We start from the raw sequence: 12,792 nt of genomic DNA on the forward strand, positions 1-12,792 counted from the left end.
AAGGGATGTCAAAGACCCGGATACCATAAGGGGAGCTGGCTCGAACCACGGGCTGACTCACCCAGGACGATGACGGAAAGCGGCCGCCCGGCCGAGTGATGACGAGCCCGGTGCGGTGGGGGCACATCGTCTCTCTTGGCCAAAAGCGGTATCATCGGGGCAAGTTTATCGAGGGAGAGTGCGCGTGCAGATTTATCTGGTAGGAGGGGCGGTACGGGATCGCCTGTTGGGACTGCCCCAGGGTGACAGGGACCACCTGGTGGTCGGCGCCACGGTGGAACAGATGCTGGGTCTCGGATTCACCCAGGTGGGCCGAGACTTTCCGGTCTTTCTTCACCCCAAAACCCAGCAGGAGTACGCCCTGGCGCGCACCGAGCGCAAGCAGGGGCAGGGTTACACCGGCTTCGTCTGCCATGCCGCCCCCGAGGTGACGCTGGAGCAGGATCTGCTGCGCCGGGATCTCACCATCAACGCCATCGCCGAAGATGAGGACGGGCAACTGCACGATCCCTACGGCGGCGTGCAGGATCTGGAGGCGCGGTTGCTGCGCCATGTCTCGCCGGCCTTTGCCGAGGATCCTCTGCGCATCCTGCGGGTGGCGCGCTTCGCCGCCCGTTTCCATGCCCAGGGGTTCGTGGTGGCCCCCGAGACGCTGGGGCTGATGCGCGAGATGACGGAGGCTGGAGAGCTGGCCCACCTGACCCCGGAGCGGGTCTGGAAGGAGCTGGAAAAAGTGCTGCTGGGGCCGACACCCCAGATCTTCTTCGAGGTGCTGCGCGAATGCGGCGCCCTCAAGGCGCTCTTCCCCGAGCTCGATGCCCTGTTCGGTGTGCCGGCCCCTGCCAGATGGCACCCGGAGATCGACACCGGCATCCACACCATGATGGTGCTGGCGCAGGCATGTCGTCTCTCCCCCGAACTGACCGTGCGCTTCGCGTCCCTCTGCCACGACTTTGGCAAGGGGCTGACCCCGCCCGCCTTCTGGCCGAGCCATCACGGCCATGGTCAGAAGGGGTTGCCGCTCATTCGCGATTTTTGCGAGCGCTTCCGGGTGCCGAACGAGTGTCGCGATCTGGCACTGCTGGTGAGCGACCTGCACACCCATATCCACATTGCCTTCGAGCTCAAGCCCTCGACCCTGCTCAAGGTATTCGACAAGGCCGATGCCTGGCGCAGACCGGAGCGCTTTGCCCAGCTGCTCGATGCCTGTCGCGCCGACTTCCACGGTCGTACCGGCTTCGAAGAGAAGGTCTACAGTCAGCCGGACTATGTCGCCGAGGCCCTGGAGGCGGCGCAGGCTGTGCCGGTCAAGGAGATAGTGGCGGCCGGCTTCAAAGGGGAGGCAATCCGCGAGCAGCTTGCCAAGCGGCGGCTCGATGCCATCAGCCGGGTGCGCGACGAGTGGACCTTTATCGAGGAGTAAACGCTGCAGCCGATCGACGCTCAATCGACGGCGTGATATGGGCGAAGCATAAAAAAGCCCGGGTCAATGACCCGGGCTTTTTGTCGTGCGGCGTGGGCTGCTCAGGAGAAGCAGGCCTGCAACACGTAGAAGATGGCGATGGCCAGGATGGCGCCCGCGGGCAGGGTGATGACCCAGGAGACCACGATGTTGCGCAGCACGCCCAGGTTCAGGGCCGCGATGCCCCGTGCCAGACCGACGCCCATGACGGCACCGACCAGGGTCTGGGTGGTGGAGATGGGCAGACCGGTGCCGGAGGCGATCACCACGGTGGCGGCGGTGGCCAGCTGGGCGGCGAAGCCACGGCTCGGGGTCAGGTGGGTGATGCCGGTGCCGACGGTCGCCATCACCTTCTCGCCCATGGTGGCCAGACCGATGACGATGCCGATGCCGCCAAGGGGCAGGATCCACCAGGCGATGTGGGAGCTGCCGCCGATCTCGCCGCCGGCCGCCACGATGGAGGCGACTGCAGAGAGCGGACCGATGGCGTTGGCCACGTCGTTGGAGCCATGGGCGAAGGCCATGGCGCAGGCGGTGATGATCATCAGGATGCCGAACACCTTCTCCACGTTGGCGAAGTGCATCTTGCTGTCATCTTTCGGGTTGTACTGCTGGCCGCGGATATAGATCCAGCCGGCAAACGCCACCGCGATGGAGATGGCGACGGAGAGCAGCGCGCCTTCGCCATTGCTCAGGTGCAGACCGACGTGGGTCAGCCCCTTCTTGATGGTGACCAGGCAGATGACCAGCGACGTCAGGAACATGTAGAAGGGGACATAGCGCTTGGCGTTGTCCAGGGGATTGTCCGTGTTGAAGATGAGCTTCTGCACGCTGATGAACATGAAGTAGGCGATGATGCCCGAGATGGCCGGCGTGATGATCCAGGAGCCGACGATGCCGCCAAACTTGTTCCACTGTACCGCTTCCGGACCGATGCTCACCACGGCGAAGCCCACGATGGCGCCGATGATGGAGTGGGTGGTGGAGACGGGCCAGCCGAAATAGGAGGCCAGGATCAGCCATAGACCCGCAGCCAGCAGGGAGGCGATCATGCCGAGCACCAGCAGATCCGGCGTGTCGGCAAAGGCGTTGCTGTCGATGATGCCGCTGCGGATGGTTGCCGTCACTTCGCCACCGGCCAGATAGGCGCCGGCAAATTCAAAGATCATGGCGATGATGATCGCCTGACGGATGGTCAGGGACTTGGTGCCGACCGATGTGCCCATGGCATTGGCGACGTCGTTCGCACCAATGCCCCAGGCCATCAAAAAGCCGAACAAGGCCGCCACGAGCACCAGGGTGGTGCCGTAATTCGCGATAATGTCCATTAGTAGTGTTTACCCAGTCAGTCGATTACGAACGAGCCAGCATCAATTCCAGACGGGCGCCAACGCGCTCTGCCTGATCAGCCAGGTCACCTACCCATTCGAGGATCTTGTAGAGGAACATAACGTCGATCGGATTGTATTTGTGCTCAACGGCTTGCAGCTGTTGGCGCAGTCCGATCTGCATGGTGTCAGTATCGTCCTCGATGAGATCCAGCTGGTGGATCATCTCGGCAACCATTTCAACTTCACGTCCTTTAAAGCCGGTTTCGAGCAGCTCATCGAGTTCTCCGATGGCTTTTTCGGCTTGGGCGGTCGCATCGATACAGCGTTTGAGATAGGCCATGAAATCGGCGCGCATCTCGGTGGGGAATTCCATCTTGCGGCCAAGCATGCGACCGGAAATATCCTTGGCACGGTTGGCAATCTTGTCCTGCTGGGTCAAGAGCTCCAGCAGATCGGTACGGGCGACCGGCAGGAACAGGCCGCGGGGGAGTTTCAAGCGGATTTCGCGCTTGAGGATGTCCGCTTCTTTTTCCAGCTGGGCGATCTGTTGCCGGATCTTCTCGGCATCTTCCCAGCGGTCTTCAGCGACGGCATCAAAGAAGGGAATGAGCTGTTCGCAGCACACGTGAACCTTGACGATATGCTTCTGCAGCGGCTTGATGGGGGACTTGGCAAAAAGACCCAAAATAGTATTTACTGGCATGGCCAAACCTGTGTCGGTGAAAAAACACTCGATACGATTTTATGAGGGGCGCATGGTAACCGAACTGTGCCATCAATAAAACCGTGAATTAATCGTGAACTGTCGCTGGCATTATATCCTCGCGACCCTGAACATGCCCCCCAAAGTTGCCCGCCAGCCCGGAATGACTATGCAAACTGAGATCGAGATAAAGTTTTTCGTCACCAGCAATATTCAAGAATCACTCTCCAACCTTCTGAATTCACTAGAGATTATCTCTTCCAATCAAGCCGCTCTTGGCAACGTCTATTTCGACACGCCCGATCTGGGTTTGCGTGGGCTCGAGATGGGGTTGCGCATTCGTCGCAGCGATGATTTTTCCGAGCAGACCATCAAGTGCCGGGGGCAGGTCGTGGGCGGATTGCACGCCAGACCCGAGTACAACACCCCGGTAGAGGGAACCATTCCGACCCTGTCTGCCTTTCCTGCCGATATCTGGCCGAGTCTGGCAGTGCGCGATGAACTCCAGAGCTGTCTGGTGGCCCAGTTCAGCACCGATTTCCTGCGCCGCCACTGGCTGATCGCATTCGGAGATGCCGAGATCGAGCTGGCCTGGGATCAGGGGGAGATTGTCGGTGCCCTGGGGCGTACCGGGATCGACGAGCTGGAGCTGGAGCTGAAATCCGGTGATGCCCGCGCCCTGTTCACCCTGGCGAGCAAGCTGGCGGCGCTGGGAGGATTGCGGCTGGGTGCCCAGTCCAAGGCGCAGCGCGGATACAGGCTGGCTGGGCTTGGCAAACCACTGGCCGTGCAGCTCCTGCAAAGGATTGAGGGCAAAGATCAGAAGGCCAGCATTACCCTGGGTATGCAGCACTGGCAGTATCATGAGCAGCTCTGGCTCGAGAGTGACGATGCTGGCGAACAACAACGGGCGCTGCATGCTCTGCTCGAGGGGGTATCCCTGGTTGCTGAGGCGGCAGGCACGCTGACGGTGCCCCCCTCCTGGCTGGCCGGCCTGCAGGCGCAACAGCGTCTGATGATGCAGGTGGCCGGGGATCGTGCATCATTGCATGCCCTGTTCCACCATGCCGACCTGGTGGGCCTGCAGTTGTCCATCGCGGCCTGGCTGCATCTGGGGAAGTGAATCCTCAGTGGTGCAGAGCGCAAAAAGGTGAGCCCGGGCTCACCTTTTTATGGCAGTTGCACCTTGAGCGGCGCTATCAGTTCACCACGGCCACGTTGATGGTGCCGTTGCCCTGGGTCATGCGGACCCGGGCACCAGGCACAAAGGTGGGGCTGGCCTTTTGTACCACCACGATGGATTCGCCGTTCTCTTTCTTGATCTCGAGCTCGACCCCGTCAACCTGGTTGAGTTTGTCCCCTGCCGCCTTGCCGGCCGCCGCACCCGCGATGGCGCCACCGGCCGCCGCGATGTCACTGCCACGACCGCCGCCTATGGTGCTGCCGAGCAGGCCGCCGACCACGGCACCGCCAATGGTGCCGATCAGGGAGTTCTCATCGGCCTGGATCTTGACGGGGCGGGTGGAGAGGATGGTGCCATAGCTGACGGTCTGTACCTGCTTGGCGCGATCCTTGGTGTAGACATCGCCGGAGTAGACGTCGCTGTTGGCACAGCCGGTGATGGCGGTGGTGGCCGCCAGCAGGGTGACGAGAGCAATACGTTTGAACATGATGGGCCTCCTGGGCGGGCATCGGATTAATCTGGTGATGAATTGCACTTTACGCCAACCAGATTGCGCATTAAACCCGCAAAGTGTAACCAATTATGTGGCCGGAAGGCTCCCGTGCCGGTGGTGGATGGTCAGATCAGGGCTTTTTCCAGCAGCAGGCGATCCTCGCCCGGCCCGAAGTAGCCTCTCTCTTCTGCCAACTGCTGATAACCCAGCCTTAAGTAGAGGCGCTGGGCCGGATTGGCGGGATCCACGGTCAGCCTCACCCGGGCAACCTGCAAATGCGCCAGAGCCTGCTCCACCTGCAACATCATTTGCTCGGCCAGGCCGAAGCCGCGTGCTTCGGGACGCACCGCGAGGGAGAGCAGCCAGCCCTGCGACCGATCCTGACCAAGCCCCCCGAGGGCATAGCCCAGCAGCCGGCCTTCCCGTTCCGCGACGACCAGCAGTTCGGGCCACAGATCCATGGCCTGGCGAAAGAAGAAACCGGGGTAGACATCCTCGCCGAAGACATCGGCATCTATCTGCCAGATGGCGTGCATGTCGGTGTGGGTGGCAAGGCGCAATACGGGGGACGAGTGCATCGGGGCTCCTCTCATCGGGTCTCTGCTGCGGGGCAGCCAAAAAGGAGGCACAGGGTAGAAGGGGCGGGGAGTCGATGCAAGGGGGGCATTTGTGGCATGCCGCGGATAAAGAAACAGGGCCCGCAGGCCCTGTGTCATCAGAGGAGGCTGGTCGCCTGCTCCAGCCAGGCGAGATCCTCGCCCTCCAGCAGCGGGCTCAGACGGCGGTAGACCTCCGCATGGTATTCGTTGATCCAGCGGAACTCCGCCGGGCTCAGCAGGCTGCGATCGATGAGGCGGATATCGAACGGCACATAGGTCAGTCGCTCGAAGCCCAGCATCGGCTGCTCGCCACGGGCCTCCTGTTCGGTCACCACCACCAGGTTTTCACAGCGGATGCCGAAGGCATCTTCCCGGTAGTAGCCCGGCTCGTTGGAGAGCACCATGCCCGGCTGCAGGGCCACCAGGCTGCCCTTGGGGGCGATGCGCTGCGGGCCTTCGTGCACGCTGAGGAAGTGGCCGACCCCGTGACCGGTGCCATGGTCGTAGTTGTAGCCGGCTTGCCACAGGGGCATGCGGGCCAGCACGTCGAGCTGGATGCCGGCTGTACCGCGGGGGAAGCGGGCCTGATCCAGGGCAATATGACCCTGCAGCACCCGGGTAAACATGGCCCTGTGCTCGTCGGTCACCTCACCCACCTTGACGGTGCGGGTGATGTCGGTGGTGCCGTCCAGGTACTGGGCGCCGGAGTCCACCAGATAGATGCTGTCCTGGCCGAAGGCCCGCGGGGTACCGTTGGTGTGGCGGTAGTGGCACATGGCGGCATTGGGGCCGAGTGCCGAGATGGTGTCGAAGCTCGGCTCCACATAGTGCTCCTGCTCGTGGCGGAAGGCTTCCAGCTGGTCTGCCAGGGTGCCTTCGTCCACACCGTCGAACTCGCCGCTGGCGATCAGGCGATCCAGCCAGGCCAGGAAGCGGGTGACGGCAACGCCGTCGCGCAGGTGGGCGGCACGCATGCCTGCCAGCTCCACGGGGTTCTTGCACGCCTTGGGCAGCATGGTGGGATCCTGGCCGGCCACCAGAATGGCGCCCGCCTCTTCCATCACGAGCTGGGTCCAGGCGTTGGCGGTGTTGGGGTCGGCCAGCACCTTCTGCTGATCCTCGCCGATGCGCTGCAACACGTCACCCAGCTTGTCGATGGGGTAGACGGAGACATCCTGCCCCACGTGCTGGCTGAAGGCGAAGCAGTCGATCTTGTCGGTATCGACGAAGAAATCCATGGTAGTGTTGGCGTAGAGCACCGCAAAGCCGAGCACCACCGGCAGGCGTTCCACGTCGCGACCACGCAGGTTGAGCAGCCAGTTGATGGGCTCGGCCTGGGTCAGCAGCACCGCATCCAGCCCGCGCTTGCGCAGATCGCTGGCCAGCATTTCGCGCTTGGCCTGGCTGGACTGGCCCGCCAGCTCCTCGCTGTAGAGGATGACAGGGCTCTTGGTCGGAGCGGGACGATCGCTCCAGTGCAGATCGATGGGGTTCTCGTCGATGCGCACCAGCTCGATGCCGCGCTCGGTCAGCACGGCGTTGGCGTTCTGATACCAGGCCAGACTGTGCAGGCGGGCATCGAAACCGACCCGGGAGCCTGAGGGCAACTGCTCCGCCAGCCACTGCACGTGGGGGTCTTCATTGAGGTGGAGAAACTCGAACAGCTCGGCCGGCGCCTGCATGCGCGCCTGCACGGTATAACGACCGTCGATGAACAGGGCCGCCCGATGCGCCATGATGATGGCGAGCCCGGCGGAGCCGTTGAAACCCGTGATCCAGTCCAGCCGCTCGGCATAGGCGGGAATGTACTCCCCCAGATGCTCGTCGTCGTGGGGCACGATGAAAGCGTCCAGCTCCAGCGTGGCCAGTGTGGCCCTGACCTGGGCGACGCGGGTTTCAATAATCTCGAAATGGTTCATGTCGTTATTGCCAGCTTGTGGTGATGTGAGTGTTCATTGATGGTGGCCGCCTGCCAGGATCTGTCTGATCGATTGGCCTGCCGCCTCGATGTGTTGCTTGAGCAGTACCACTGCCTCGTGCTTGCGCCGGGCGCGGCACAGTTCAAGGAGTCGGGCGTGCTCCCGCTCGGCCTTGTCCACGCCGCCCTGGGCGAACAGCAGTTCGAAACGCACATAGCGGTCGCAGCTCAGATTGATCTGGGCGATCAGTTCCAGTGCCTGGGGGCGATTGGCTGCCTGGTAGAGGGTGGCGTGAAAGCGGTGATTCAACTCGGCCCAGTGTTCGATCTGGGTGCCAGACTCCAGCGCCAGATCAAACTGGGCGAGGATGGCTTGCGCCTGGGCGAAGGTCTCCTCCGTCATCAGGTCGACGGCGTGGAACAGGGTATCGGCTTCGAGCAGTGCCCGCAAATAAAAGAGCTCCTCGATGGCCGAGGCATCCAGCATGGTCACCACGGCGCCGCGATGGGCCTCGAACTTCACTAGCCCCTGGGCTTCCAGTTGCATCAGGGCTTCCCGTACCGGGATACGGCTCACCGCCAGCTCCTTGGCGATGGCGTCCTGGCGCAGGGGGGCGCCCGCTGCAAACTCGCCACGCAATATCCGGCCGCGGAGGTTCTCCATCACCATCTGGGTTCGGGTTTTGTAAGGTGGGGTCATGCTGGGGTCACGGGCAGGTTGCAAAATTGTATATTGTATAAAGTTTGGCTGAATCTAACGCGCAAGGGCCGTCAAGGCAAGGCTTGGCGGGAGCCATATGCCGCGCATCGGCCAAAAAAATACCGGCCAGCAGGGCTGACCGGTACGGGATTGCGAGACGCGAGGCGCGTTTCTTACAACTGCGGGCCCGCCGCGACCAGGCGTTTGCCTTCGTCGTTGTCGGTGAAGCGCTCGAAGTTCTTGATGAAGCGCCCGGCCAGATCGGCCGCCTTGGCATCCCACTCGGCCTGGTCGGCGTAAGTGTCTCGCGGATCCAGGATGGCGGGGTTGACGCCCGGCAGCTCGGTCGGCACTTCCAGGTTGAACACCGGCAGTACCTTGGTCGGCGCCTTCTCGATGGAACCATCCAGGATGGCGTCGATGATGCCACGGGTATCCTTGATGGAGATCCGCTTGCCGGTGCCGTTCCAGCCGGTGTTGACCAGATAGGCTTCAGCCCCTGCCGCTTCCATCCGTTTCACCAGCTCTTGGCCGTACTTGGTCGGGTGCAGGCTGAGGAAAGCCGCGCCGAAGCAGGAGGAGAAGGTCGGGGTCGGCTCTGTGATGCCGCGCTCGGTACCGGCCAGTTTGGCGGTGAAGCCGGACAGGAAGTGGTACTTGGTCTGCTCCTTGGTCAGCTTGGCGACCGGGGGCAGCACACCGAAGGCGTCTGCGGTCAGGAAGATCACCTTGGTGGCGTGACCCGCCTTGGAGACCGGCTTGACGATGTTGTCGATGTGATAGATGGGGTAGGAGACCCGGGTATTCTCGGTGCGGGAACCATCGTCGAAGTCGATGGTGCCATCGGCGGCCACGGTCACGTTCTCCAGCAGCGCATCGCGGCGGATGGCGTGGTAGATGTCCGGCTCGGCCTCTTCGGAGAGCTTGATGGTCTTGGCGTAGCAGCCCCCTTCGAAGTTGAACACGCCGTGATCATCCCAGCCGTGCTCGTCATCGCCGATCAGCTGACGCTTGGGATCGGTGGAGAGGGTGGTTTTGCCGGTGCCGGAGAGGCCGAAGAAGATGGCCACGTCCCCATCCTTGCCCACGTTGGCGGAGCAGTGCATGGAGGCGATGCCGCGCAGGGGCAGGAAGTAGTTCATCATGGAGAACATGCCCTTCTTCATCTCGCCACCGTACCAGGTGCCGCCGATGAGTTGCATCTTCTCGGTCATGTTGAAGGCGACGAAGTTCTCGGAGTTGAGACCCTGCTCCTTCCAGTTCGGGTTGGTGCACTTGGCACCGTTCATCACCACGAAGTCCGGTTTGAAGGCCTTCAGCTCCTCTTCGCTCGGGCGGATGAACATGTTCTTCACGAAGTGCGCCTGCCAGGCCACCTCGGTGATGATGCGCACTGCCAGGCGGGTGTCCGGGTTGGCGCCGCAGAAGCCGTCCACCACGAACAGACGCTTGCCGGAGAGCTGTTTGGTGACCAGCCCTTTCAGATGTGACCACACTTCCGGGGTAATCGCCTTGTTATCGTTTTTACCCTGGTCAGACCACCACACAGTATCCTGGGTAGTGGCATCTTTGACGATATATTTATCTTTAGGGGAACGGCCGGTGAAGATGCCGGTGTTGACGTTGACGGCGCCAAGCTCGGTGACGACGCCACGTTCGAAGCCCTCAAGGTCTGAGCGGGTCTCTTCAGCGAAAAGCTGCTCATAGGAGGGGTTGCGAACGATTTCCTGGCTGTTTTTGATACCGTATTGGTCCAGCTTCAGTTGTTGGGCCAGGGTGGGTTCTACCACGATTGTCATTGTATTCTCCTGGGTTCAGAGGTGTGTAGGGTTCTATCTGACGTTCATGCTACCACCTAGGTGGTAGTTTTTAGCGATCGCCATCAAACTTTATAAAATAGGGTATTTTTTTGTTATTTAAGTTAAAGGCGGGTTTTGCCCGCCTTTGATTAGTGTAACTGGTTTGCATCATTACCGGGAGCCCTGCTGAACAGGGTTTCGATGTCTATCCCGTCGAATTCGTAGTGGGCGCCGCAGTAATCGCAGTGCATGTCGATCTTGCCGAGCTCCTGCACCATGGATACCGCTTCCTCCTTGTCTATCTGCAGCAAGGCCCCTTCGCAACGGGCGCGGGAGCAGGTGCAGCGGAACTCGATGGCCTGGGGATCGAACACCCGTACCTTGTCCTGGTGGTAGAGGCGGTAGAGGATCTCTTCCGCGTCCAGACCGAACAGCTCCTCGTCCTTGATGGTGGTGGTGAGCTGGACCAGGTGGTCGAAATCTTCGCTGTGATCCTCGCTCTGGGCCGGCAGCTCCTGCAGCAGGATGCCCGCCGCACGGGGCTCGCCCTCGTTGTGGCCGGTGCGGATCCAGAGGCGGGTGGCGAGTTGTTCGGACTGGGCGAAGTAGTGCTCCAGGCAGGCCGCCAGGGTGTCGGCCTCCAGGGCGATGATGCCCTGATAGCGCTCTCCCTGATCCGGGGTGATGGTGATGACCAGATGGCCGTTGCCGATCAGGCTTTGCAGCTTGCCGTCCGTCGGCAGTTCCCCTTCATAGCGTGCCACGCCGCGCAATTGCTGGTTGTTGTCGCCGTTGATGACGGCCAGACGCACCGGACCGTCCCCCTGCAGCTGCACCGTGATGGAGCCTTCGAACTTGAGGGTGGCGGTCAGCAGGCTGGTGGCAACCAGCAGCTCGCCCAGCAGGTGCTGCACCTGTACCGGGTAGTTCTGGGCGTCGATGATGTGGCGGTAGGTACGATCCAGCTGGACCAGCTCCCCACGCACTTCGTACTCTTCGAACAGATAGCGATACAGGAGGTCTTGGTTACTCATCATGGTTTCCTAGGATGTTCTTGGGGAAAAATAAACACATTGTTAAACAGGTGGTTAGGAACTAATTCCTCCACCTGTCGTCATAAAGGGGCCACAGACGCGGATCAGGATTGCTTGACCCGGATAAGCTGGCGTCGCTCCTGCTTGTCGGGTCGGCGCTCCGGGCTTGGGGCAAACTGGATGTTGAAGCGGCGGGCTTCGCTGTTTTCGGCCCGTTTCTTCAGGCTGGCCTCTGTCTCTTCGTAGAGTTGCTGGGCCAGCGGGGCGGATTTGCGCTGCTCGCTCACCTCGAGCACCCGCACCTCCCGCTCGTCCTGGCCTTGCCAGAATCGCACCAGGGCGCCGACCTCGACCGCCTTGCCCGGCTTGGTGCGCTGGCCGTTGTAGTGCACCTTGCCGCCGTCGATCTGATCCCGCGCCAGACTGCGGGTCTTGTAAAAGCGGGCGGCCCACAGCCACTTGTCGAGACGGACCTGAGTGCTGCTTTGTGCTGGATTCGACATGGTTCGGCTCCGGGATGGCTGAAAAGGTGCCTGATTATACCAGAGGCGGGCCCCGGGATAGAAACAGGGGGCATCCGGGTGTGACGGAAACTGAATTTTCACCCCTTGGTCCCATCCGGTCGGTTGTCTCTGGGTCCATTGCCGTACACAATAGCCAACCGACTTGGATGCCAGACAATTTTGAGAAAGATGACGCTACCGTTCAGGGATGATTTGTTGACTTCCCTTCTGGCTCGCTGCAAGGCCATGCCACTCTCCCGCTTCAGCCAGCCCCTGTTCTGGCTTCTGCTGCTGTTGCTGGCCCAGCAGTGCGCCGTGCTCACCTGGCGCCTGTACGAACTGGCCCAGCCCGCTCCCCTGACCCCCTGGCAACCCTCGGTCACCTCGGTGCAGGGGAGTGGTGGCGATCGCCTCGATCTTGGCAACCTCAGCCGCCTCTCTCTCTTTGGCAAGGCGCTGCAACCCCAGGCGGACAAGGCGGCAGAGACGGTGGCGGCGGATGCCCCGAAAACCCAGCTCAACGCCCAGCTCAACGGGGTGCTGGCAAGCTCGGATCCCGCCAAGTCCATCGCCATCATCGCCCACAACGGGACACAGAACTCTTACGGCATCGGGGACTACATCGACGGTACCCAGGCCAGGATACGCCAGGTGTTTGCCGATCGGGTCATCATCGCCCGGGACGGCCGTGACGAGACCCTGATGCTGGACGGGGAGGAGTATGGCAAGCCCCTGCCCAAACCGGCCCGCCAGGAGGGGCTCTCCTCCGTGCGCAGCGAACTGCTGGGCAACCCGGGCAAGATCACCGATTACCTCAATATTTCTCCGGTCCGGGTGGACGGTCGCATGACCGGCTATCGCCTCAACCCGGGTCGCAATCCGGAACTGTTCAATCAACTCGGACTGGTCGCCAACGATCTGGCGGTCAGCATCAATGGCCTGGATCTGCGTGACAACGCCCAGGCCATGCAGGCGATGCAGCAGGTGGCGGGCGCCACGGAAATGACCGTCACCGTCGAGCGGCAAGGACAGCTCTACGACGTCTATGTCGGCTTGTCAGAATAATG

At 61.8% G+C, this 12,792-nt stretch carries 12 protein-coding genes; 3 read left to right on the forward strand and 9 right to left on the reverse strand.

The annotated features are described in order from the left end of the window. Positions 1-184: 184 nt before the first annotated feature. Positions 185-1,423, forward strand: coding sequence for a multifunctional CCA addition/repair protein (locus AB5Y47_RS19125; protein ID WP_223953825.1), 1,239 nt, complete (start codon positions 185-187; stop codon positions 1,421-1,423). A 101-nt stretch (positions 1,424-1,524) separates the two neighbouring features. On the opposite strand, the gene AB5Y47_RS19130 is transcribed toward AB5Y47_RS19125, so the two are convergent. Together AB5Y47_RS19130 and AB5Y47_RS19135 are read right to left on the reverse strand one after the other, a co-directional pair. Next, positions 1,525-2,790 carry an inorganic phosphate transporter gene (locus AB5Y47_RS19130; RefSeq protein WP_069784272.1) on the reverse strand — a complete coding sequence of 422 codons (1,266 nt, stop codon included), beginning with the start codon at positions 2,788-2,790 and terminating at the stop codon, positions 1,525-1,527. A gap of 25 nt (positions 2,791-2,815) precedes the next feature. After that, positions 2,816-3,496 carry a TIGR00153 family protein gene (locus AB5Y47_RS19135; RefSeq protein ID WP_010675736.1) on the reverse strand — a complete coding sequence of 227 codons (681 nt, stop codon included), beginning with the start codon at positions 3,494-3,496 and terminating at the stop codon, positions 2,816-2,818. 169 nt (positions 3,497-3,665) lie between these two features. Here AB5Y47_RS19135 and AB5Y47_RS19140 point away from each other — a divergent pair, with 169 nt between their 5' ends. Then, on the forward strand, positions 3,666-4,619 hold the full coding sequence (locus AB5Y47_RS19140; protein ID WP_263308334.1) for an inorganic triphosphatase: 954 nt from the start codon (positions 3,666-3,668) through the stop codon (positions 4,617-4,619). 76 nt (positions 4,620-4,695) lie between these two features. On the opposite strand, the gene AB5Y47_RS19145 is transcribed toward AB5Y47_RS19140, so the two are convergent. The 7 genes from AB5Y47_RS19145 to hslR all read right to left on the reverse strand — a co-directional run bounded on the left by AB5Y47_RS19145 (position 4,696) and on the right by hslR (position 11,725). After that, on the reverse strand, positions 4,696-5,166 hold the full coding sequence (locus AB5Y47_RS19145) for a glycine zipper 2TM domain-containing protein (RefSeq protein WP_010675734.1): 471 nt from the start codon (positions 5,164-5,166) through the stop codon (positions 4,696-4,698). Between the two features lie 131 nt (positions 5,167-5,297). Beyond that, positions 5,298-5,750 (reverse strand): N-acetyltransferase, encoded by a 453-nt coding sequence (locus AB5Y47_RS19150; RefSeq protein WP_128296204.1) that lies wholly within the window; start codon positions 5,748-5,750, stop codon positions 5,298-5,300. A gap of 137 nt (positions 5,751-5,887) precedes the next feature. Further along, on the reverse strand, positions 5,888-7,690 hold the full coding sequence (locus AB5Y47_RS19155; RefSeq protein WP_161470349.1) for an aminopeptidase P family protein: 1,803 nt from the start codon (positions 7,688-7,690) through the stop codon (positions 5,888-5,890). Positions 7,691-7,723: 33 nt separating this feature from the next. Next, complete coding sequence (locus AB5Y47_RS19160) at positions 7,724-8,389, reverse strand: GntR family transcriptional regulator (RefSeq protein ID WP_039040592.1); 666 nt, start codon at positions 8,387-8,389, stop codon at positions 7,724-7,726. 173 nt (positions 8,390-8,562) lie between these two features. Then, positions 8,563-10,188 carry a phosphoenolpyruvate carboxykinase (ATP) gene (gene pckA, locus AB5Y47_RS19165; protein WP_069784268.1) on the reverse strand — a complete coding sequence of 542 codons (1,626 nt, stop codon included), beginning with the start codon at positions 10,186-10,188 and terminating at the stop codon, positions 8,563-8,565. A 149-nt stretch (positions 10,189-10,337) separates the two neighbouring features. Beyond that, complete coding sequence (hslO, locus tag AB5Y47_RS19170) at positions 10,338-11,222, reverse strand: Hsp33 family molecular chaperone HslO (RefSeq protein WP_368220525.1); 885 nt, start codon at positions 11,220-11,222, stop codon at positions 10,338-10,340. A 104-nt stretch (positions 11,223-11,326) separates the two neighbouring features. After that, positions 11,327-11,725: a ribosome-associated heat shock protein Hsp15 gene (gene hslR, locus AB5Y47_RS19175; RefSeq protein WP_368220527.1), complete on the reverse strand. Its 399-nt coding sequence runs from the start codon at positions 11,723-11,725 to the stop codon at positions 11,327-11,329. Positions 11,726-11,938: 213 nt separating this feature from the next. On the opposite strand from hslR, the gene exeC reads away from it, so the two are divergent. After that, complete coding sequence (exeC, locus tag AB5Y47_RS19180) at positions 11,939-12,790, forward strand: GspC family type II secretion system variant ExeC (protein WP_272865916.1); 852 nt, start codon at positions 11,939-11,941, stop codon at positions 12,788-12,790. The last annotated feature ends 2 nt before the right edge of the window (positions 12,791-12,792 follow it).

The sequence above is a fragment of the Aeromonas sp. R7-2 genome, from assembly GCF_040908105.1.
In the GTDB taxonomy this organism is placed as follows: domain Bacteria; phylum Pseudomonadota; class Gammaproteobacteria; order Enterobacterales; family Aeromonadaceae; genus Aeromonas; species Aeromonas caviae.

What these genes read in the sequence shown, in the direction of transcription:
- AB5Y47_RS19130 (WP_069784272.1), bottom strand. Translation starts at nt 2,790, where the DNA reads ATGGACATTATCGCGAATTACGGCACCACCCTGGTGCTCGTGGCGGCC.
- AB5Y47_RS19135 (WP_010675736.1), bottom strand. Translation starts at nt 3,496, where the DNA reads ATGCCAGTAAATACTATTTTGGGTCTTTTTGCCAAGTCCCCCATCAAG.
- AB5Y47_RS19140 (WP_263308334.1), top strand. Translation starts at nt 3,666, where the DNA reads ATGCAAACTGAGATCGAGATAAAGTTTTTCGTCACCAGCAATATTCAA.
- AB5Y47_RS19145 (WP_010675734.1), bottom strand. Translation starts at nt 5,166, where the DNA reads ATGTTCAAACGTATTGCTCTCGTCACCCTGCTGGCGGCCACCACCGCC.
- AB5Y47_RS19150 (WP_128296204.1), bottom strand. Translation starts at nt 5,750, where the DNA reads ATGCACTCGTCCCCCGTATTGCGCCTTGCCACCCACACCGACATGCAC.
- AB5Y47_RS19155 (WP_161470349.1), bottom strand. Translation starts at nt 7,690, where the DNA reads ATGAACCATTTCGAGATTATTGAAACCCGCGTCGCCCAGGTCAGGGCC.
- AB5Y47_RS19160 (WP_039040592.1), bottom strand. Translation starts at nt 8,389, where the DNA reads ATGACCCCACCTTACAAAACCCGAACCCAGATGGTGATGGAGAACCTC.
- pckA (WP_069784268.1), bottom strand. Translation starts at nt 10,188, where the DNA reads ATGACAATCGTGGTAGAACCCACCCTGGCCCAACAACTGAAGCTGGAC.
- hslO (WP_368220525.1), bottom strand. Translation starts at nt 11,222, where the DNA reads ATGAGTAACCAAGACCTCCTGTATCGCTATCTGTTCGAAGAGTACGAA.
- hslR (WP_368220527.1), bottom strand. Translation starts at nt 11,725, where the DNA reads ATGTCGAATCCAGCACAAAGCAGCACTCAGGTCCGTCTCGACAAGTGG.